Genomic DNA, 20,740 nt, shown 5'->3' with positions numbered 1-20,740 from the left:
CATGCCTGGCGCCGAGTAAAACCTTTCGGGCCGCTAGATCGGCCCACATGGTTTCAAGGGGAGCAACAAGATGATCAAACGCAATTTGCTGGTGATGGGCCTTGCGGTCCTGTTGAGCGCCTGCGGTTTCCAGCTGCGCGGCACCGGCACCACCGAACTGGCGATCAAGGAACTCGACCTGAGTGCCCGTAACGCCTACGGCGAAACCGTGACGCAACTGCGTCAGGTGCTGGAAAGCAGCGGCGTCAAGGTCTACAGCGGTGCACCTTACAAGCTGGTGCTGACCGATGAGCAGGAAAACCAGCGCATCCTCAGCTACGCAGGTGCCGGTCGCACTGGCGAGTATCAGGTGACGACGGTGCTGAACTACGATATCCGTGGTGGGCGCGACCTGTCGCTGCTGAGCGACAAGCTCGAAGTGCAGAAGGTCTTCATGCACGACGGCAACAACCTGGTGGGTTCCGACCAGGAAGGCAACGACGCCCGCAAGGAAACCCGTCGTGAACTGGTTCAACGGATGATGCTGCGCCTGCAACAGATCACGCCGACCCAGCTGGATCAGCTGCAACAGACCGCCGAAGCCAGAGCCAAGGCTGAAGCCGATGCACTGGAAGCGGCGCAGAAGGCTGAAGCGCAAACCCCGCGCCAGTCGCCAATCGAACTGCCGCAGCAGTAAGACTTACGGGGCGCTCAGGCGCCCCGTTCGACCTCTCCTATGAAACTCGCCCCCGCCCAACTCGCCAAACACCTGCAAGGTGCCCTCGCGCCGGTCTACATCATCAGTGGCGATGACCCACTGCTGTGTCAGGAAGCCGCCGACGCCATTCGTGCCGCCGCCCGCCAACAGGGATTCGACGAGCGCCAGGTCTTCGCCGCCGACGCCAGTTTCGACTGGGGAACGTTGCTGCAAGCCGGCGCGAGCATGTCGCTATTCGCCGAAAAGCGCCTGCTGGAACTGCGTCTGCCGTCCGGCAAACCCGGCGACAAAGGCGCTGCCGCGTTTATCGAGTACTGTTCACGACCCGCCGAAGACACGGTGTTGCTGATCAGCCTGCCGAAACTTGATGGCAGTGCGCAGAAAACCAAGTGGGGCAAGGCACTGGTCGAAGGTCAGCAGACCCAGTTCGTGCAAATCTGGCCAATAGAGGCCAACCAGTTGCCGAGCTGGATCCGTCAACGGTTGTCCCAGGCCGGGCTCTCCGCCAGCCAGGACGCCGTCGAACTGATCGCCGCACGGGTCGAGGGCAACCTGTTGGCGGCAGCCCAGGAAATCGAAAAGCTCAAGCTGATGGCCGAAGGTGGTCAGATCACCGTTGAAACCGTGCAAGCGGCCGTGGCCGACAGTGCGCGCTTCGATGTCTTTGGACTGACCGATGCGATTCTCAACGGCGAAGCGGCTCATGCCCTGCGCATGCTCGAAGGGCTGCGCGGTGAAGGCGTCGAACCACCCGTGATTCTCTGGGCGCTGGCCCGGGAGCTGCGCCTGCTGGCCAACCTGTCTCTGCAGTACAGCCAGGGCGTGCCACTGGACAAAGCCTTCAGCTCTGCCCGACCGCCGGTCTGGGACAAACGCAAACCATTGATGAGCAAAGCCTTGCAACGCTACTCGGCGCAACGCTGGGCGCAGTTGTTGCTGGAAGCTCAGCGCATCGACGCGCAGATCAAAGGCCAGGCGGCCGGTTCGCCGTGGATGAGCCTCAGTCGGTTGACGTTGTTGATGGCTGGCCAGCGACTGACATTGCCCGCTGAATAAGATCTGAATTTCCCCTCTAGACAGCCCCCCAACTTCGGCAGATTATTTCCCCCGCAAAACCCACTCAATCGAGAGATCTGATCATGAGCAAAAAGCCATCGAAGCATGGCCCGAACAAGGCCAAATCCATCATCGCCCAGCCACTGTTCCGCAGCCGTCAGGAACCCGCCGGCAAGGGCAAAGGCAGCTACCGCCGCGAAGCCTTCCAGTCTAATAGCTGGGAGGCTTCTTACTTTCTGGCGGCCTGAAAGGCAAGCGCTCGCTCAACATGTTAAGGTCTGCACCTGATTCGTACTCCCTGGACCCGTGCATGCCCCTTTGTATTTCCCGTCGTTGGCCCCTGCGCCAACTGATAGCTGCCTCCAGCCTCGTTTTGCTAGTCGCCTGCGCGGAAAAACCGACCGCAGCCGACGCCAAGCCGCTTCAAACCCTCCCCGTCGCGACAGCCCCCGCGGTCATTCCGCCCGTGGTTCCGACCGGTGATAACCTCGACATCCAGCCCACCCAGACCTTCGCCGAATGGCAGGCAGGTTTCCGCAAGGACGCTCTGGCCGCCGGTATCCGCGCAGATCTGTTCGACCGCGCCTTCGCCAATGTCAGCCTCGATACCAGCGTTATCCGCGCCGACCGCAGTCAGCCGGAATTCTCCCGCCCGGTGTGGGAATACCTCGACGGCGCCCTTTCGCCGCTACGGGTACGCAATGGTCAGGCACTGGTCAACCAGTACGCCGACATCCTGCAAAGCATCGAGCAGCGCTACGGCGTCGATCGTCAGGCACTGGTCTCGGTGTGGGGCATGGAAAGTAACTTCGGGCAGTTCCAGGGCAACAAGTCGGTGATTAACTCCCTGGCGACCCTGGCCTATGAAGGCCGACGTCCCGGTTTTGCCCACGCGCAACTGATCGCCGCCCTGCAGATCCTGCAACAGGGTGATATCGAGCCTGAGAAAATGCTCGGCTCCTGGGCGGGTGCCATGGGCCAGACCCAGTTCATCCCGACCACTTACAACACCCACGCCGTGGACTTCGATGGCGACGGCCGCCGCGACATCTGGGGCAGCCCGGCCGACGCGCTGGCCTCGACGGCGCACTACCTGCAAAGCTCGGGCTGGCAGAAAGGCCAGCCGTGGGGCTTTGAAGTGCAGCTACCGGGCAGTTTCAACTACGTCCTGGCCGATGGCACGATTCGCAAGAGCGTCGCCGAATGGCTGCAACTGGGCGTCACCCTGCCCAATGGCGGCCAGGTCCCGCCAGGCTCCGAACACCTGTCAGCCGCCCTGCTGCTGCCGGCCGGTTACCGTGGCCCGGCGTTCCTGGTCCTCGACAACTTCCGCGCGATCCTCAAGTACAACAACTCGTCGTCCTACGCCTTGGCCGTTAGCCTGTTGTCCGAGCGCTTCAACGGCGCCGGCCTGATCAACGGCACATGGCCGAAAGATGATTTGCCGCTGAGCCGCACCGAGCGGATCGAATTGCAAAGTCTGTTGAGCGCGCAGAATTATGACGCGGGCAACGCCGACGGCATTATCGGCGCCAACACCCGCAAGGCGATCCGCAGCGCCCAGCAGTCGTTTGGCTGGCCGGCGGATGGGTATCCGACGCACAAGTTGCTGGAAGGCCTGCGTAACCGATAGTCAGCCGTATGGCGGATGCCGCCATCGCGAGCAAGCTCGCTCCCACATTGGATCTGTGTTCGACCGAAATCCATGTGGGAGCGAGCTTGCTCCGGGCGGCGTTCCGACGATGACTGACTAACAGGCGACAACACTCTAGCGCCTGACAACCACATCCTGCTCCAACACCAATTCCTTGTTCCCCGCATCGAGCCTGACCAAAGCCCCCATCGGCAACGTCAGGTTCGGATCGCAATGCCCGCTGCGCCAACCGGACAACACCGGTATCCGCAATGGCTCGAAGATCTGCTTGAGCAAGCGCTCCAACGCAACCGTATCAACCCCCGCCACATCCCCCACCAGAACCCCGCGCAGCTTGTGCAGCGTGCCGGCCAGACGCAGATGAGTCAGCAGCCGGTCGATGCGATACAGCGGCTCGTTAATGTCCTCGATGAACAGGATGACGCCCTCGGCATCCAACTCATACGGCGTACCCATGGTCGCAGCGATCAGCGACAGATTGCCCCCCAGCAAACGCCCGTGAGCGATACCAGGCTCGATTGTGGTCAACGGGTAGGCGGCCGGGTGCGCCAGCACGCTGCCCACCTTCACCTGCCCTCTGAGCATGTTGAAAAAGGACGACTCGGTAGGTTTCTGCTTGTCACCCAGCAGGTCGGCGTTGAGCATCGGGCCATGAAAGGTCACGAAGCCCGCATAACGGCTGATCGCCAAGTGCAGCGCGGTGATGTCGCTGTAGCCGATGAACGGCTTGGCATTGTTGCGCAGCAATTCGAAGTCGATGCGATCGAGCAACCGCGGCGTACCGTAACCCCCACGCATGCAAATGATGGCGTCGACCTCACTGTCGGCAAACGCTGCGTGCAGGTCATTGAGTCGCACATCGTCGCTGCCGGCCAGGTAATCGTCTTTCTCATACACGCCGGGGAAAACCCTCAGTGAGTATCCGCGAGCGCGCATCCAGGCGATGGCCTTATCGGTGTCCAGCGCTGCGGGACCGGCGGGCGCAATAACGCCGATCAGCCCTTGCGACGGCAAGGCTGGAACGGGTGCATGTGGACAAAGGGTGTGAGTCGGTCGAACGGTCATCCATGAATCTCCCTGCGTGAAAGCGTCAAGCACACAGTAGTCAGGAACGGGGACAAACAGAAGAGGGTTCGTTGCCCCGCAAGTTGCAGGAAAAAGCGCTGATTGCCGTGGGCAAGGCAAAAAAACGCCCGCAAGGCGCAAGGCCTTGCGGGCGTTTTCATGTCTTGCAGCCGATCAGGACGACATCAGCTCGGCTTTAACCAGTTTCGCCTGCTCGTCAGCGTGGTACGAGGAACGTACCAGCGGGCCGGAAGCGACGTTCTTGAAGCCCATCTTGTAACCTTCCTCGGCGAACCAGGCGAACACGTCCGGGTGCACGAAACGCTGGACCGGCAAGTGGCTGCGGGACGGTTGCAGGTACTGGCCCAGGGTCAGCATGTCGATGTCATGTTCGCGCATGCGCTTCATGACTTCGATCACTTCTTCGTCGGTCTCGCCCAGACCGAGCATCAGGCCGGATTTGGTCGGAATGTGCGGCATCATCTGCTTGAAGCGTTGCAGCAGGGTCAGCGACCATTGGTAATCCGAACCCGGACGCGCAGCCTTGTACAGGCGCGGCACGGTTTCCAGGTTGTGGTTGAACACATCCGGTGGCTCGGCAGCGGTGATTTCCAGCGCTACGTCCATACGGCCACGGTAATCCGGGACCAGGGTTTCGAGCTGCACGTTCGGCGACAGCTTGCGGATCTCGCGGATGCAGTCGGCAAAGTGCTGTGCACCGCCGTCACGCAGGTCGTCGCGGTCAACCGAGGTGATCACTACGTACTTGAGTTTCAGGTCGGCGATGGCGATGGCCAGGCTTTCCGGCTCGTTGGTGTCCAGTGGCTTCGGACGACCGTGGCCGACGTCGCAGAACGGGCAGCGACGGGTGCAGATGTCACCCATGATCATGAAGGTCGCGGTGCCGCCGGAGAAGCATTCGCCCAGGTTCGGGCAGGATGCTTCTTCGCAAACGCTGTGCAGCTTGTGTTTGCGCAGCAGGGCCTTGATGCGGTCGACTTCCGGGGAAACCGGGATACGCACGCGAATCCAGTCAGGCTTCTTCGGAAGTTCGGTGGTCGGAATGATCTTCACCGGGATACGTGCAACCTTCTCGGCGCCGCGCAGCTTGACGCCGGCTTCAACCTTGGCACGCGGGGCCGGACGCTCGGTGACATCCAGCGTCGGGATCATGGTTTGCACTGCATCAGTAGTCATATCAGTCGATTCCGCCCGTTAGGGTCGTCTGCTCAGCATAGTCGAGGTGTTTGACGAGCTGCGCGCGCAGCCGGGCACTTACCTCGGCAAATTCAATCGATCCTGCGTGATCGCTCAGCTGGGTCATCGCCAGCCCGGCGTAGCCGCAGGGATTAATCCGTCGAAACGGTTCCAGGTTCATGTCCACATTCAGGGCCAGGCCATGAAAGGAGCAACCGTGGCGGATCCGCAGACCCAGAGAAGCGATTTTCGCCCCATTGACGTAGACACCCGGTGCATCAGGCTTGGCCACGGCGGTCACGCCGTAGCTGGCCAGCAACTCGATCAGGCATTGTTCCATGCGGCTGACCAGGTCACGCACGCCGAAACCCAGCTTGCGCACATCGAGCAACAGGTAGGCCACCAATTGGCCGGGACCGTGATAAGTCACCTGACCACCGCGATCAACCTTTACCACCGGAATATCCCCCGGGAGCAATAAGTGCTCAGCCTTGCCGGCCTGCCCCTGGGTGAACACCGGTGGGTGCTCGACCAGCCAGATCTCGTCCGCGGCATCGCTGCCGCGTTCGTTGGTGAAGCGTTGCATGGCATGCCAGACCGGCTCGTAAGCCATCTGGCCGAGCTCGCGAAAGCCCACCGCGGCAGACATCACAGCACCATGTGCACGAAACCGGTAGCCCGCAACTCGCTGTTGATGTCGTACAGCTGTTCTTGACCGGTGGCGATGATGTGCAGCTGGATGGTCGTGTACTTGCCGTTGGTACTCTGGCGCTCGGCCAGGGTCTTGTGGTCAACGGTCGCGTGTTTCTCAAGGATTGCGATGATCTTGTCCTTGAAACCCACGCCGGTGTCGCCGATCACCTTGATAGGGTAATCCGCGCAGGGGAATTCGATTTTTGGCGCCTTTACTTCGGTGTCTGTCATGGCGTAACGGCCTCGTAAGCCGTGGCAACGGACATGGCCCCACTCCGGATTGGAACAGGGCCATGCAGGTCCACACTAATTCAGTTGAACAAGCCGTAGAAGAATAGACGGATGCTATCCCACATGCGGCGGAAGATACCACCCTCGTCGACCGCGTCCAGAGCGATCAGATCAGCGCTATGCACGACTTTGTCGTCCAGCTTCACTTCGACTTTACCGATTACGTCGCCTTTGGCGATCGGCGCAACCAGTTGCGGGTTCATGGTCATGCTGGCGGCGAGCTTTTTCAGCTGGCCTTTTGGCAGGGTCATGGTCAGGTCTTCTGCCAGGCCGGCCTTGACTTGATTGGTGGTGCCTTTCCAGACAGGAGCCTGAGCCAGCTCGGCGCCTTTCTGATAGAACGTCTGGGTTTCGAAGAAACGGAAACCGTAAGTCAGCAGCTTCTGGGTTTCAGAGGCGCGAGCCACTTCACTGTTGGTACCGAACACCACAGCGATCAGGCGCATGCCATCACGTACTGCCGAAGACACCATGCAGTAGCCGGCTTCGTCGGTGTGGCCGGTTTTCAGGCCGTCGACCGTCTTGTCGCGCCACAGCAGCAGGTTACGGTTAGGTTGCTTGATGCCGTTCCAGAAGAACTCTTTCTGCGAGTAGATCGCGTAGTGAGCCGGGTCTTCGTGGATGATCGCGCGAGCCAGCACCGCCATGTCGTGAGCCGACGAGTAGTGCTCAGGGTTCGGCAGGCCGGTCGGGTTCATGAAGTGGCTGTTGGTCATGCCCAGATCGGCCACGGTTTTGTTCATCATGTCAGCGAAGGCATCTTCGCTGCCGGCGATGTGCTCGGAGAGCGCAACGCTGGCGTCGTTACCCGACTGAATGATGATGCCGTGCAGCAGGTCGCTGACAGTGACTTGCGAGCCGACCTTGATGAACATCCGCGAACCGCCGGTACGCCAGGCGTTTTCGCTGACGGTCACCGGGTCGTTTTCGCCGATCTGGCCACGACGGATTTCCAGGGTCGCGATGTACGCGGTCATCAGCTTGGTCAGGCTGGCCGGCGGCAGACGCTGGTCACCGTTGTTCTCCACCAGCACGTTGCCGCTGCTGGCGTCCATGAGTACATAGGCTTTGGCGGCCAGTTGCGGTGGCGACGGCATCATCTCGACCGCGAAAGCGGCAGGCGAGAGGAGCAGCGGGACTAGCAGACACAGGCGTTTGGCAAAGGTGGTGATGTTCATCCGTCTCTCGAAATCGCTAATGGAAACTGCCCTAAGGGGCAAAACTAATCAGACAGCCTTCTAACGGGCCATCGCGTGTTCAGTCGTTCACTCAGAACCCTTGCCGGGCTTTTGTTCTTTAACGAGCCAACAACCAGGTCCGCCCCCCAAACCGCAAGCGAACCGTCAATCAAGTACTACGTATTACTCGGCAGTGACCAGGCTCGGCGAACCGAGATTGGCCAGGCGCACACTGTTCTGCACTTGCTGGATTTCACCCGGCGAGCCGATCGGCCCCAGGCGCACCCGATGCAGCGTCTGTTGATTGCGCACGATTGAACTGATGAACACCGGAGCGCTCACCATCCCGCTGAGCTTCGATCTCAGGAGTTCTGCAGCGTCCGGGTTGGCGAACGCGCCCACCTGCAGATACTGGCCAGAGGCTGGTACAGAAGCGTTTTTTTTTGCATCGATCGGCACAGGCACAGTGTCCGAAGCGTGTTGCTGCGGCGGTGGCGTCCACTGCTCTACCGTCCCCGCCGAAGCGGTAATCGTCGGCGCGGCATTTTGCGCTACTTGAGGCTCGTTGAGCATCAAAGGCGCCGGACGGCCTTTGGCAGCCCACCACGTTTGCGGGTCGATGCCTTCAACCTTGACCCGCGCCGTGCCGATTTCGGCATAGCCGAGTTTTTTGGCGGCGGCGTAGGACAAGTCGATGATTCGGTCCGAGTAGAACGGCCCGCGGTCGTTGACTCGCAGGACTACGCTCTTGTTGTTGTCCAGGTTGGTCACCCGAACGTAACTTGGCAGCGGCAAGGTCTTGTGAGCAGCACTCATGCCGTACAGGTCGTAAACCTCGCCATTGGCGGTGTTCTGACCGTGAAACTTGGTGCCATACCAGGACGCAGTACCCGAGGCCACGTAGGTCTTGGATTCCTGCAACGGGAAATACGTCTTGCCCAGCACGGTGTATGGGTTGGCTTTATAAGGACCTGTGTGCAGGGTCGGCGTGGCATCCGGGATGCGCGATACATCGACGTCCCACCACGGCGCGCCATCTTTGTGCGCGCGGTTGATGTCCAGGCCTGGCGCTGCGCGCACGGCGGTGGAAGACTTCTGGGTCGGCGAACGGCTGGTCGAGCAACTGGCGACCAGCACCGCCAACGCGGCGAATGCCATCAGCTTCAGGGGTTTATTCATAGGCAATGCCCGCATTACTTGACGCCCCGTGCTTGGACCAGCTGTTCAGACAGTTGATGTACGGCCATGGCGTACATCACGCTGCGGTTATAACGCGTGATTGCGTAAAAATTCGTCAGGCCCATCCAGTATTCGGGGCCATTGTCACCTTCCAGGCGGAAAGCCGTGACCGGCATATCATCGCGCAGCGCATCATGACTTGACCACCCCAGCGCCCGCAACTCCCCGACGGTTTTAGTCGGTTCGATGCCCGTGGTCAAACCTTCGTCCACCTGATCGCCACGCACATCGGCGCGGCTGACCACCGGTTCACCGGCCACCCAGCCGTGACGCTTGAAATAACTGGCGACGCTGCCAATGGCATCGTCCGGATCGGTCCAGATATTAATGTGGCCGTCACCGTCAAAATCCACCGCATAGGCGCGGAAACTGCTCGGCATGAACTGCGGCAAACCCATCGCCCCGGCGTAAGAGCCTTTGAGGGTCAGCGGATCGACCTGCTCTTCCCGGGCCAGCAACAGGAACTCACGCAATTCCTTGCGGAAAAATTCGGCACGGGGAGGATAGTCGAAACCCAGGGTCGACAAGGCGTCGATTACCCGAAAATTGCCGGTATTGCGGCCAAAAAAGGTCTCAACGCCGATGATCGAAACAATAACCTGCGCCGGCACGCCGTATTCCTGCTCGGCACGGGCCAGTACCCCCTCGTGCTGACGCCAGAAGTCCACACCACGGGCGATGCGCGCGTCGGTGATGAACATCGGGCGATATTCGTTCCACTGCTTGACCCGCTCGGCCGGTTTCGAGATCGCGTCCAGAATCGACTGCTTGCGCTCGGCTTCGCGGAACACGCCCATCAGCTGTTCACCGGCAAAACCGTAGTCGCGGGTCATTTCACCGACGAATTCAGCCACCTGCGGTGAGCCTTCGTAATCGCCGGCCAACGCTTCCTGCGCTGTGCCAAGGATGCTTACCAGGCCGACCCATGGCGCATATCGAGTCGCCCAGCCACGCATTACTTGCATTGAAATCTTCACCTTATTCAAACCTGAGCGATCCACTTGCGATGGGTATGGATCGACATCAAAACCCCAAACGCTGACAGCAGCGTCACCAGCGAAGTTCCTCCGTAGCTAATGAACGGCAACGGCACCCCCACAACCGGCAACAGGCCACTGACCATACCGATGTTGACGAAAACGTAAACAAAAAACGTCATGGTCAGGCTGCCCGCGAGCAATTTGCCGAACAATGTCTGGGCCTGGGCGGTAATCACCAGTCCGCGACCGATCAACAGCAGGTAAATCAGCAGCAGTGCGCAAATACCCACCAGGCCGAATTCTTCGCCCATGACCGCAATAATGAAGTCGGTGTGGCTTTCCGGCAGGAAGTCCAGGTGCGACTGGGTACCGAGCAACCAGCCCTTGCCGAACACACCGCCGGAACCGATGGCGGCTTTCGATTGAATGATGTTCCAGCCAGTGCCCAGCGGATCGCTCTCGGGATCGAGGAAGGTCAGGATTCGCTGCTTCTGGTAGTCGTGCATGATGAAGTACCACATGCCGACCGCCACCGGCACAGCCGCGGCAATCACGCTGAGAATCCAGCGCCAGCGCAGGCCGCCCATGAACAGAACGAACGCGCCACCGGCGAGAATCAGCAGCGAAGTGCCGAGGTCGGGCTGACGCACGATCAGGATAAACGGCAACCCAATCAGAAACAGACTGACGCCCACATGCTTGAGCTGCGGCGGCAAGGTGCGCTTGGACAGATACCAGGCGATAGTCGCCGGCATCAGAATCTTCATGAATTCCGAGGGCTGGAAGCGGATCACCCCGGGAATGTTGATCCAGCGCGTGGCGCCCATGGCGTTGTGGCCCATGACGTCCACGACGACCAGCAACAGCACGCCGACCACGTAACCGACTGGCACCCAACGGGCCATGAAGCGCGGTTCGAATTGGGCGATGACGATCATCGACACCAGGCCGATGCCGAACGAAGTGGCTTGCTTGGCCAGCAGATCCCAGCTTTTGCCGCTGGCCGAATACAGCACGAACAGGCTGCCGGCGGCGAGGGTCAGCAGTAGGATCAGCAACGGGCCGTCAATGTGCATGCGTTGCAACAGCGTCGCGCGGCGACGCATCACATCCTCACTGGAGAGGATGCGATCGAAATTACTCTTCACGGGCCGTAGCCTCCGCACTGATAGGGCTGGCGTATTCGGCCTTCAACCGACCGTCCTGGTCCAGAAGCCAGGCGTCCATGATTTGACGCACCACGGGCGCGGCGACGCCGGAACCGGACTCGCCGTTCTCGACCATCACCGACACCACGATTTGCGGGTTGTCGGCCGGTGCGAAGCCGACGAACAAGGCGTGGTCGCGATGGCGCTCCTGAACCTTGGAGCGGTCGTACTTCTCGCCCTGCTTGATCGCGACCACCTGGGCCGTACCACTTTTGCCGGCGATGCGGTATTGCGCGCCGATCGCCGCTTTGCGTGCCGTACCGCGGGCGCCGTGCATCACCTGTTGCATGCCGTGGTTGACCTTGGTCCAGTCGGACGGGTCACGCAGGATGATGTCCGGCATCGGGTTGTCATCCTTCGGCCGCTCGCCTTCGACGGTCTTGGCCAGGTGCGGACGGTTCCAGACACCCTTGTTCGCGACCAGCGCCGTGGCCTGGGCCAGTTGCAAGGGCGTTGATTGCATGTAGCCCTGACCGATCCCCAGAATCAGCGTTTCACCCGGAAACCAGGCCTGACGCCGGGTTGCACGCTTCCACTCACGTGTAGGCATCAGCCCCGGCGACTCTTCGAACATGTCCAGCGAAACCTTCTGGCCGATGCCGAACTTGCTCAAGTACGCCGACAACCGATCGATTCCCAGTTTGTGGGCCAGGTCGTAGAAGTAGGTGTCGTTGGACCGCATGATCGCCGTGTCCAGATCGACGTAGCCGTCACCGGTACGGTTCCAGTTACGGTATTTGTGATCGTAGTTGGGCAACTGGTAATAGCCGGGGTCATACACCCGACTCGACGCGTTCACAACGCCAGAATCCAGGCCGGCAATTGCCACGGCCGGTTTGATGGTCGAGCCCGGCGGGTACAGGCCGCGCAGCACGCGGTTGAACAGCGGCCGATCAATGGAATCGCGCAGCTCGGAATAGGCCTTGAAACTGATGCCGGTGACGAACAGGTTCGGGTCAAAACTCGGCTGACTGACCATCGCCAGGACTTCGCCGGTTTTCGGGTCCAGCGCCACCACTGCGCCACGGCGACCGCCGAGTGCAGCTTCGGCGGCTTCCTGCAATTTGATGTCCAGGCTCAGGACGATGTCCTTGCCGGAAATCGGTTCGGTACGTTTGAGTACCCGCAGCACGCGGCCACGGGCGTTGGTCTCGACTTCTTCGTAACCGACCTGACCGTGCAATTCGGGCTCGTAGAAGCGCTCGATGCCGGTTTTGCCAATTTGATGGGTGCCGCTGTAACTCACCGGATCCAGAGACTTGAGCTCTTTCTCGTTGATCCGTCCCATGTAACCCACCGAGTGCGCAAAGTGCGCGCCCTGCGGATAGTGACGAACCAGCTGCGCGACCACTTCCACGCCTGGCAGACGGAACTGGTTCACCGCGATGCGGGCGATCTGTTCTTCGGTCAGCTCGAACAGGATCGGCACCGGCTCGAACGGCCTACGCCCCTGACGCATCCGTTTCTCGAAGATCACCCGATCCTCGGGCGTCAGCTCCAGCACTTCGACGATCACGTCGAGCACTTGCTGCCATTCGCCGGAGCGCTCACGGGTCATGCTCAGGCTGAAGCTGGGCCGGTTATCCGCCACCACCACGCCATTGCGATCGAAGATCAAGCCCCGAGTCGGCGGAATCGGCTGCACATGGACGCGGTTGTTTTCCGACAGGGTCGAGTGGTACTCGTACTGGATCACCTGAAGGAAATACAGCCGCGCGATCAGCACACCGATCAGCGTCACGACCGCAATTGCCCCGAACACGACGCGGCCACGCACCAGACGGGCGTCTTTTTCGTGGTCCTTGATGCGGATCGGCTGGGGCATGAGGGCAGAACTACTTGTGGTAAGGGTGGCCGGACAGGACTGTCCAGGCACGATACAGCTGTTCGCCGATCAGGATTCGCACCAGCGGGTGCGGCAACGTCAACGGCGAGAGCGACCAGCGCTGATCGGCCCGGGCACAGACTTCCGGCGCCAGCCCTTCGGGGCCGCCGACCATGAAATTCACCGTGCGCGAGTCCAGCCGCCAGCGATCGAGCTCGACCGCCAGCTGCTCGGTGCTCCAGGGCTTGCCGTGGACTTCGAGGGTCACAACGCGCTCGTTCGGCCCGACCTTGGCCAGCATGGCTTCGCCTTCCTGACGGATGAAGCGCGCCACGTCGGCGTTCTTGCCACGGGTGTTGAGCGGTATTTCCACCAGTTCCAGCGCCAGCTCGGACGGAAGACGCTTGGCATATTCATGCCAGCCTTCTTCCACCCACTTGGGCATGCGTGAACCGACGGCGATCAGTCGCAGTCGCACAGCGGTCCCTTATTGCTGGTCTTTGTTGAGCTTGACGAAGTGCTCATGGGTGTTTTCCGGGCTGTGGTGAGCCGCGTTCAGAGCACGGCTCTGTTCTGCACCGGACCACAGACGCTCCAGGTCGTAAAACTGACGAGCCGACGCGGTCATCATGTGCACGATGACATCATCCATATCCAGCAGGACCCAGTCGCTGTCGCCCTTGCCTTCTTCACCCAGCGGCTTGACGCCCAGGGCCTTGACCGCCTCGCGGACCTTATCCAGCATCGCGCCGATCTGGCGGTTGGAGGTACCGGTAGCGATGATCATGAAGTCAGTGATGCTCTGCTTTTCACGAACGTCGATTACCTGAATGTCCTGGCCTTTCACGTCTTCCAGGGCCGCTACGGCAACCTTGACCAGCTCTTCGCCGCGTAGCTCAGGGCCGGTTGGAACTTCTACTGGCAGCGGGGCGCTCTTGAACGTGCCTTTGCGCTTTACTTTAGTTACGTCTTTGTTCGTCATATAAAACTCGTTTTGCTCGTATGTTCGGGCGCTTCGGTACACGCGTTCACGTGTTTTGAAGCGCGCCCTTTTTCAGTTCGACGCACGGTAGAGTCCGTGCGCATCGATGTAGGCCAGGACCGCGTCGGGCACCAGGAAACGTACCGACTTACCGCTGGCCAGCAGTTGACGGATCTGGGTGGCGGATACCGCGAGCGGTGTCTGCCAGACGAATGCAATCTGTCCGCTCGGCCCTTTGAGGGCCAGCGGGTCGCTCACCGAGCGTGCCGCCAACAGATTGCGCAAGGCATCCGGCGGTTCGCTGTCGGCATCCGGGCGTTGCAGCACCAGGATGTGGCAATGCTGGAGCAACTCTTCCCAGCGGTGCCAAGTGGGCAGGCCGCAAAATGCGTCCCAGCCCAAAAGTAGAAAAACCTGGTCTTCAGTGGCCAGTTCGGCGCGCATCAGTTCCAGGGTGTCAATGGTGTAGGACGGTTTGTCCCGCTGCAATTCGCGGGCGTCCACCACCAGCGGCGCCACACCGGCCACCGCGCACTCGACCATCGCCAGACGGTCTTTCGCCGATACCTGCGGCGTACCGCGATGAGGCGGTCTGGCACTGGGTGTCAGACGCAGCTCATCGAGCGCCAGCGATCCGGCGACTTCCAGCGCACTGCGCAAATGGCCGATGTGCACCGGGTCGAAGGTCCCGCCCAGCATGCCAATGCGTCGAGGCGCAGGCTCGCTGGCGGTTACCGGGGCTGACAGATCGAGGTCGCCCAAGTCAGTCCGACGCCTGGCCGCGCAACTGGCCATCACCGACCACGATGTACTTCTCGCAGGTCAGACCTTCGAGGCCCACCGGGCCGCGGGCGTGCAGCTTATCAGTAGAAATGCCAATCTCGGCACCCAATCCGTATTCGAAGCCATCGGCGAAGCACGTCGGGGTGTTGATCATCACCGACGATGAATCGACTTCCGCGACGAAACGCCGGGTGTCGGCAAGGTTTTCGCTGACGATCGAATCGGTGTGATGGGAGCCGTACTTGTTAATGTGTTCGATGGCCTGGTCCAGCCCGTCGACCAGACGGATCGAAAGAATCGGCGCCAGGTACTCGGTGTTCCAGTCTTCTTCGCTCGCGGCAACAGCCTCGATGATCGCCCGGGTGCGCTCGCAGCCGCGCAGCTCGACGCCTTTTTCGCGGAACTGTGCAGCCATCGATGGCAGGAAATCCTTGGCGACCGATTGGTCCACCAGCAGGGTTTCCATGGCGCCGCAGATGCCATAACGGTAAGTCTTGGCATTGAACGCAATGCGCTGGGCTTTCGGCAGATCAGCGTGGGCACTGACGTAAACGTGACAGATGCCGTCCAGATGCTTGATAACCGGCACGCGGGCGTCACGGCTAACGCGCTCGATCAGGCCACGGCCACCACGGGGCACGATGACGTCGACGTATTCAGGCATGGTGATCAGTGCGCCAACGGCGGCACGGTCAGTGGTTTCGACCACTTGCACCACGGCGGCAGGCAAATCGGCTTCGGCCAGGCCGCGCTGGATGCAGGCGGCAATGGCACGGTTGGAATGAATCGCCTCGGAGCCGCCACGCAGGATGGTCGCGTTGCCGGACTTCAGGCACAGGCTGGCGGCATCGATGGTCACGTTCGGCCGGGATTCGTAGATGATCCCGATCACGCCCAACGGCACGCGCATCTTGCCGACCTGAATGCCCGACGGCCGAAAGCTCATGTCGCGGATCGCGCCGACCGGGTCCGGCAGAGCCGCTACCTGACGCAAACCGACGATCATGCCGTCGATGCGTTCCGGGGTCAGCGCCAGACGCTCAAGCAATGCAGGCTCAAGACCATTGGCACGGCCAGCGGCCAAATCCAGTTCATTGGCAGCCGTCAGCTCGGCGCGAGCAGCGTCCAACGCATTGGCAGCAGCCTGCAAGGCGCGGTTTTTCTGCGCGGTGCTGGCACGGCCGATGACGCGAGAAGCTTCGCGGGCAGCGCGACCCAGGCGGGTCATGTAGTCAAGAACGGACTCAGTCATGGTCTGGAGTGGTCTTTGCTAAGGTCTTGGTAAAGAGTAAAGCGGCAGATTATAGCTGTCGCGTCCCGGGACTAACAGCGGTGACGGGCGGATGGTCGAAATGGAGGGCAATTTGCCGACGTTCAGCCGTGATTAAGCCGCAAATTGTTATCATCGCGACTCAATCAGCCCTGATAAACGCCGTTCATCATGACTAACCTGACTGTTCGCACGTCCGCGACGAGCCTGCCCAAGGGGCTCGCGGATGCATTTTTCGACAGAGATGCCCAAACGCTGGCCCGGGATTTACTCGGTAAAGTCATTCGTCACCGGGTCGGCGACCTGTGGCTCAGCGCCCGAATTATCGAGACTGAAGCCTATTACTGCGAAGAAAAAGGCAGCCACGCCTCCCTTGGCTACACAGAAAAACGTAAGGCTTTGTTTCTGGATGGCGGCCACATCTATATGTACTACGCCCGCGGCGGCGATTCCCTGAACTTCAGCGCCCAGGGTCCGGGCAATGCTGTGCTGATCAAATCCGCCTATCCGTGGATCGATGACTTGAGCGGGCCGGCGAGCCTCGCGCAGATGCTGTTAAACAATCCCGACGCCCAAGGTCGCCCTCGCCCCTCGCAAAAGCTTTGCGCTGGACAGACTTTGCTCTGCAAGGCGCTGGGCCTGAAGGTGCCGGTCTGGGACGCCAAGCGCTTCGACCATGAAGTGCTGCTGGTGGAAGATGTCGGCCCGGCGCCTGTTCACATCATACAAACCACGCGCCTGGGCATTCCGCACGGGCGCGATGAGCATTTGATGTACCGTTTCGTCGATGCGGCTTACGCGCCGTATTGCACGCGCAACCCGCTGCGGCGGGGGCAGGTCGAAGGTCGCGATTATTTTTTGCTGACCTGATCAATGAAAATCCCCCCTGTGGGAGCGACCTGTGGCCGGCAGTGTTTTGAAGATTGCGTTCGCCCCTTGGGGCCAATTGAATAGTTGATGGAGTTGTTTTTATGGGCCCATGGCTCGATAGCGTGACCGGTTGGTTGACGGTCAACCCGCAATGGCTTGCCGCGGCGGTGTTCATAGTGGCCTGTGTGGAATGCCTGGCGATTGCCGGGCTGATCGTGCCCGGCACGGTGCTACTGTTTGCCGTGGCGGTTCTGGCCGGCAGCGGCGCGCTGTCGCTTGGCGAAACGCTATTGCTGGGGTTCCTCGGCGGCGTGCTGGGCGACATCATTTCGTACTTCCTCGGACGACATTTCCATCAGAACATCCGGCGCCTGCCAGGGTTGCGCCATCATCCGGAATGGATCGCCGGGGCCGAGGCGTATTTCCAGCGCTACGGCATCGCCAGCCTGTTGGTCGGGCGTTTCATCGGTCCGTTGCGACCGATGTTGCCGATGGTCGCGGGGATGTTCGACATGCCCTTCCCGCGCTTCGCCGCCGTCAGCCTGCTGGCTGCCGCCGGTTGGAGCGTTGCCTATCTGCTGCCCGGCTGGGCCACAGGGGCGGCGATTCGCCTGCCTTTGCCGGAAGGGTTCTGGCCTGAGGCTGGCATCGTCGCCGGCAGCATCGCCCTCATGGTGGGCCTGAGCATCACCAGCAGCATGCGCCGTCATCGCAAAGCGACGATGCTGATTACCGGAATGAGCTTTCTGATTCTGGCGGGACTGTTTATCGGCTATCCGCACCTGACCGCCCTCGATCAGGGCCTGATGACCCTGGTGCAGGAACACCGCAGCCCGATGCTCGATGAAGTGGCGGTGACGTTCACGCTGATCGGCGAGTTTCGCAACATGCTGTTGTTCAGCGCCCTGCTGACGGGTTTGCTGTTGCTCACCCGACAATGGCGCCAGGCGATTTTCGCCGGTAGCACCCTGCTGTGCACCGCGCTGGGCAACACCGCGACCAAACACTTTTTCGCCCGTGTACGCCCGGAAGTGTTGAGCGATCCCCTGACCAGCTACAGCATGCCCAGCGGCCACGCCTCGGGCTCTTTTGCGCTGTTTCTGACGCTGGCCGTGCTGGCCGGCCGCGGACAACCACCGCGCATGCGCCTGACCTGGCTGCTGTTAGGTTGCTTGCCAGCGCTGGCGATTGCCCTGTCGCGGGTGTACCTGGGCGCGCACTGGCCAACGGATGTGCTGGCCGGCGCGATGCTGGCAGCGTGCGTGTGTGCCGCGAGTTTGTGGCTGAGTCAACGCCCGGCGCCGCTTAACGCCTTGCCACCGAAGGTCTGGTGGCTGGTGTTGCCGGCGATGGTTGCGCTGTTCGGGTTCTTCGCGCTGCGGCATTTGCCGCATGCGATGTTGCGGTATGCCTACTGATCAGGCAAACAACTCACCCTGCAACTCATCCAGCAGCGCCTGAATCGCATCCAGTCGCTGCTGCGGATCATCGAGTTGCAGCAGGTCGATCTTGTCCACTTCGGCAAACGGCAACAGATACGCCAACTGATTGGCCAATGACTGCTGCCCGGTCGCTTCGGTGCCCATGTTCAATGCTTCGACCATCGGGTGTTCGGCCAAGGCTTTGAGCAGCGCAACCAGGTCGGCGTCCTCGTCCTGCAGCGGTTGCTCAGGCTCGTCTTCCAGCCACTCGACGTCGGCGACGGTCAGCTGATCGCGCTGAATCTCGGTGCGCAACACGTGGAAACGCCGTCCGCCCTGCACCCGAATGCCCAGCAAGCCATTGTCCTGCTGTTTGAAATCAGTGATCAGCGCCTCACATCCGACCAGCGCGTAGCCCGCCGGGGCGATGCCGACTTCTTCGCCGTCGAGGATGCACACCACGCCGAAGCCGCCGCCCTGTTTCATGCAGCGACTGATCATGTCCAGGTAGCGCGCCTCGAAGATCTGCAAATCGAGGATGCAGCCAGGAAACAACACCGTGTTCAGCGGAAAAAGCGGCAAGCTCATAGACATTTCCTTACACCACCATCGACACCGCCAACGGCAGGAAAACTGCCGTGGCCACGCCCATCAGACTCATTGCCAGCGCCGCGAAGGCGCCGCATTCTTCATTTTCCTGCATGGCCACCGCAGTGCCTACCGCGTGCGCCGTCATGCCCAGTGCCATACCGCGCGCCTCAGGACTGTGCACACCCAGCCGGGTCAAAAGACTCGGCCCGAATATCGCCCCGATCACCCCGGTAATCAACACGAACACTGCCGCCAGCGCCGCAACACCACCGATCTGCTCTGCCACCAGCATGGCAATCGGCGACGTCACCGACTTCGGCGCCATGGTCATCAGGATCATGTGTTCGGCACCAAACGACCAGCCCAGCAATACGCCCATGCCGGTGGCGACGACGCCACCTATCACCAGCGTAGTAAATATCGGCCAGAACAACTGCCGAATGCGTCGCAGATTGAGGTACAGCGGCACAGCCAGCGCAACGGTCGCAGGCCCGAGCAGGATACTGAGGATCTCGGTGCTCTTGCGGTACTCGGCATAGGTCAGGCCGCAACCCACCAATACGCCGATCACCAGCAGCATCGAGACCAGTACCGGTTGCAGAAAGATCCAGCGGGTTTTCTCGAACGCCGCCAGCACCAACTGATATGCCCCCAGCGTAATACCGATACCGAACAACGGATGATGAATCACCGACGTCCAGGCGCCGTGCCAGTCGAAGATCATTGGCCGTCCTCACGATGAGCGTGACGCTTGACCATGCGCTGCATCAGCACGCCAGCGAAGGCCAGGGACAGCAACAGCGACAACACCAGCGCGCCGACGATGGCCCAGAAATCCGCAGCAATGTCTTTGGCGTAAACCATCACACCCACGGCGGGCGGCACCAGCAGCAACGGCAGGTAACGCAGCAGACTGCTGGCCGCGAGGCTCAGCGGTTCGCCGACCTGGCCACGGCTGATCAGGAACACCAGCAGCAACAGCAGGCCGACAATCGGCCCCGGCAGCACCGGTAAAAACAAGTGGTTGATGGCTGTGCCCAGCAATTGGAACAGCACCAGCCAGGTCAGGCCACGTAACAACATCCGTCATCTCCCGCCAATATCATCCCGCACAAGCGGGCGGAGCATTATAAGCACGCCAATGCTATAGACCGGCATTCGCCAAAATCATGTTCAGTTGACCGGAGCCATTTGCCATGTTGATCTAAAGTGGTAATCCGGGAGGTCAAATCCCCCCACCTCAAAAACTATAAAACCGATGAACCCAAGGAGAGTCTCAATGCCCTATGTTCCAGTTGCAGAGCTCAAAGATTATGTCGGCAAGGAACTCGGACGTTCCGAATGGCTCACCATCGATCAGGAGCGCATCAACCTGTTCGCCGAAGCCACAGGGGATTATCAGTTCATCCACGTCGACCCGGTCAAAGCCGCGCAAACGCCATTTGGCAGCACCATTGCACACGGTTTCCTGTCGCTGTCGCTGATCCCCAAACTGATGGAAGACATCCTGATCCTCCCTGAAGGGGCGAAGATGGTGGTCAACTACGGTCTGGATACCGTGCGTTTCATCCAGCCAGTGAAGGTCAATTCCAGGGTACGACTCAAGGTCGACATGAACGAAGTCACCGAGAAGAAACCCGGCCAATGGCTGCTCAAGGCCACCGCCACGCTTGAGATCGAAGGCTCGGACAAACCGGCTTACATCGCCGAGCCACTGTCGCTCTGCTTCGTGTAACCCAT

23 protein-coding genes are annotated in these 20,740 nt (G+C 60.7%); 7 read left to right on the top strand and 16 right to left on the bottom strand.

The window, feature by feature from the left end; translation table 11 throughout:
- The first annotated feature begins 70 nt into the window (after positions 1 to 70).
- The 4 genes from ASC74_RS23965 (at position 71) to ASC74_RS23950 (ending at position 3,386) form a co-directional block, all read left to right on the top strand.
- Complete coding sequence (locus ASC74_RS23965) at positions 71 to 676, top strand: LPS-assembly lipoprotein LptE (RefSeq protein ID WP_056744576.1); 606 nt, start codon at positions 71 to 73, stop codon at positions 674 to 676.
- 39 nt (positions 677 to 715) lie between these two features.
- Complete coding sequence (gene holA / locus ASC74_RS23960; RefSeq protein WP_056744574.1) at positions 716 to 1,753, top strand: DNA polymerase III subunit delta; 1,038 nt, start codon at positions 716 to 718, stop codon at positions 1,751 to 1,753.
- A gap of 83 nt (positions 1,754 to 1,836) precedes the next feature.
- Positions 1,837 to 2,001, top strand: coding sequence for an alternative ribosome rescue factor ArfA (gene arfA, locus ASC74_RS23955; protein WP_056744572.1), 165 nt, complete (start codon positions 1,837 to 1,839; stop codon positions 1,999 to 2,001).
- Between the two features lie 62 nt (positions 2,002 to 2,063).
- Positions 2,064 to 3,386: a lytic murein transglycosylase gene (locus ASC74_RS23950; RefSeq protein WP_056744570.1), complete on the top strand. Its 1,323-nt coding sequence runs from the start codon at positions 2,064 to 2,066 to the stop codon at positions 3,384 to 3,386.
- Positions 3,387 to 3,521: 135 nt separating this feature from the next.
- Here the strand turns inward: ASC74_RS23950 and ASC74_RS23945 are convergent, their stop codons facing one another.
- The 13 genes from ASC74_RS23945 to ASC74_RS23885 all read right to left on the bottom strand — a co-directional run bounded on the left by ASC74_RS23945 (position 3,522) and on the right by ASC74_RS23885 (position 16,100).
- Entirely contained in the window at positions 3,522 to 4,472 is a 951-nt protein-coding gene (locus tag ASC74_RS23945) for a S66 peptidase family protein (RefSeq protein ID WP_056744568.1), read from the bottom strand.
- 174 nt (positions 4,473 to 4,646) lie between these two features.
- Complete coding sequence (gene lipA / locus ASC74_RS23940) at positions 4,647 to 5,669, bottom strand: lipoyl synthase (protein WP_008152832.1); 1,023 nt, start codon at positions 5,667 to 5,669, stop codon at positions 4,647 to 4,649.
- Position 5,670: 1 nt separating this feature from the next.
- Entirely contained in the window at positions 5,671 to 6,318 is a 648-nt protein-coding gene (gene lipB / locus ASC74_RS23935; RefSeq protein ID WP_056744566.1) for a lipoyl(octanoyl) transferase LipB, read from the bottom strand.
- Complete coding sequence (locus ASC74_RS23930) at positions 6,318 to 6,593, bottom strand: DUF493 domain-containing protein (protein ID WP_008152827.1); 276 nt, start codon at positions 6,591 to 6,593, stop codon at positions 6,318 to 6,320. Before ASC74_RS23930 ends, lipB begins: the two co-directional genes overlap by 1 nt.
- A gap of 80 nt (positions 6,594 to 6,673) precedes the next feature.
- Complete coding sequence (locus ASC74_RS23925) at positions 6,674 to 7,831, bottom strand: D-alanyl-D-alanine carboxypeptidase family protein (RefSeq protein ID WP_033054153.1); 1,158 nt, start codon at positions 7,829 to 7,831, stop codon at positions 6,674 to 6,676.
- 183 nt (positions 7,832 to 8,014) lie between these two features.
- Positions 8,015 to 9,025 carry a septal ring lytic transglycosylase RlpA family protein gene (locus ASC74_RS23920; RefSeq protein WP_056744564.1) on the bottom strand — a complete coding sequence of 337 codons (1,011 nt, stop codon included), beginning with the start codon at positions 9,023 to 9,025 and terminating at the stop codon, positions 8,015 to 8,017.
- Positions 9,025 to 10,035, bottom strand: coding sequence for a lytic murein transglycosylase B (gene mltB / locus ASC74_RS23915; RefSeq protein ID WP_056744562.1), 1,011 nt, complete (start codon positions 10,033 to 10,035; stop codon positions 9,025 to 9,027). The genes ASC74_RS23920 and mltB overlap by 1 nt, the downstream gene beginning before the upstream one ends.
- Before the next feature lie 17 nt (positions 10,036 to 10,052).
- Complete coding sequence (rodA, locus tag ASC74_RS23910; protein ID WP_046048707.1) at positions 10,053 to 11,156, bottom strand: rod shape-determining protein RodA; 1,104 nt, start codon at positions 11,154 to 11,156, stop codon at positions 10,053 to 10,055.
- Between the two features lie 31 nt (positions 11,157 to 11,187).
- On the bottom strand, positions 11,188 to 13,083 hold the full coding sequence (mrdA, locus tag ASC74_RS23905; RefSeq protein ID WP_056744560.1) for a penicillin-binding protein 2: 1,896 nt from the start codon (positions 13,081 to 13,083) through the stop codon (positions 11,188 to 11,190).
- A 10-nt stretch (positions 13,084 to 13,093) separates the two neighbouring features.
- Positions 13,094 to 13,561 carry a 23S rRNA (pseudouridine(1915)-N(3))-methyltransferase RlmH gene (rlmH, locus tag ASC74_RS23900; RefSeq protein ID WP_007937439.1) on the bottom strand — a complete coding sequence of 156 codons (468 nt, stop codon included), beginning with the start codon at positions 13,559 to 13,561 and terminating at the stop codon, positions 13,094 to 13,096.
- 9 nt (positions 13,562 to 13,570) lie between these two features.
- Positions 13,571 to 14,065 (bottom strand): ribosome silencing factor, encoded by a 495-nt coding sequence (gene rsfS / locus ASC74_RS23895; RefSeq protein WP_033054148.1) that lies wholly within the window; start codon positions 14,063 to 14,065, stop codon positions 13,571 to 13,573.
- Positions 14,066 to 14,137: 72 nt separating this feature from the next.
- Positions 14,138 to 14,827 carry a nicotinate-nucleotide adenylyltransferase gene (nadD, locus tag ASC74_RS23890; protein ID WP_269084630.1) on the bottom strand — a complete coding sequence of 230 codons (690 nt, stop codon included), beginning with the start codon at positions 14,825 to 14,827 and terminating at the stop codon, positions 14,138 to 14,140.
- Between the two features lies 1 nt (position 14,828).
- Complete coding sequence (locus ASC74_RS23885; RefSeq protein ID WP_056744556.1) at positions 14,829 to 16,100, bottom strand: glutamate-5-semialdehyde dehydrogenase; 1,272 nt, start codon at positions 16,098 to 16,100, stop codon at positions 14,829 to 14,831.
- A 189-nt stretch (positions 16,101 to 16,289) separates the two neighbouring features.
- Between ASC74_RS23885 and ASC74_RS23880 the strand changes: the two genes are divergently transcribed.
- Together ASC74_RS23880 and ASC74_RS23875 are read left to right on the top strand one after the other, a co-directional pair.
- Complete coding sequence (locus ASC74_RS23880; RefSeq protein WP_056744554.1) at positions 16,290 to 16,988, top strand: DNA-3-methyladenine glycosylase; 699 nt, start codon at positions 16,290 to 16,292, stop codon at positions 16,986 to 16,988.
- A 101-nt stretch (positions 16,989 to 17,089) separates the two neighbouring features.
- Complete coding sequence (locus ASC74_RS23875) at positions 17,090 to 18,406, top strand: bifunctional DedA family/phosphatase PAP2 family protein (protein WP_056744552.1); 1,317 nt, start codon at positions 17,090 to 17,092, stop codon at positions 18,404 to 18,406.
- On the opposite strand, the gene ASC74_RS23870 is transcribed toward ASC74_RS23875, so the two are convergent.
- Genes ASC74_RS23870 through ASC74_RS23860 form a run of 3 tightly spaced genes read right to left on the bottom strand, consistent with a single transcriptional unit; the run spans position 18,407 to position 20,083 of the window.
- Positions 18,407 to 18,997 carry an LON peptidase substrate-binding domain-containing protein gene (locus ASC74_RS23870; protein WP_056744550.1) on the bottom strand — a complete coding sequence of 197 codons (591 nt, stop codon included), beginning with the start codon at positions 18,995 to 18,997 and terminating at the stop codon, positions 18,407 to 18,409.
- 10 nt (positions 18,998 to 19,007) lie between these two features.
- Positions 19,008 to 19,724, bottom strand: coding sequence for an LrgB family protein (locus ASC74_RS23865; RefSeq protein WP_056744547.1), 717 nt, complete (start codon positions 19,722 to 19,724; stop codon positions 19,008 to 19,010).
- Positions 19,721 to 20,083 carry a CidA/LrgA family protein gene (locus ASC74_RS23860; protein WP_046048699.1) on the bottom strand — a complete coding sequence of 121 codons (363 nt, stop codon included), beginning with the start codon at positions 20,081 to 20,083 and terminating at the stop codon, positions 19,721 to 19,723. The genes ASC74_RS23865 and ASC74_RS23860 overlap by 4 nt, the downstream gene beginning before the upstream one ends.
- Before the next feature lie 196 nt (positions 20,084 to 20,279).
- Here ASC74_RS23860 and ASC74_RS23855 point away from each other — a divergent pair, with 196 nt between their 5' ends.
- Positions 20,280 to 20,735 carry a MaoC family dehydratase gene (locus tag ASC74_RS23855; RefSeq protein WP_008152797.1) on the top strand — a complete coding sequence of 152 codons (456 nt, stop codon included), beginning with the start codon at positions 20,280 to 20,282 and terminating at the stop codon, positions 20,733 to 20,735.
- Positions 20,736 to 20,740: the final 5 nt, after the last annotated feature.

The organism is Pseudomonas sp. Root329, from assembly GCF_001424925.1.
Classification (GTDB): Bacteria; Pseudomonadota; Gammaproteobacteria; order Pseudomonadales; family Pseudomonadaceae; genus Aquipseudomonas; species Aquipseudomonas arabinosi.
This window is presented reverse-complemented; position numbering and strand designations above follow the sequence as displayed.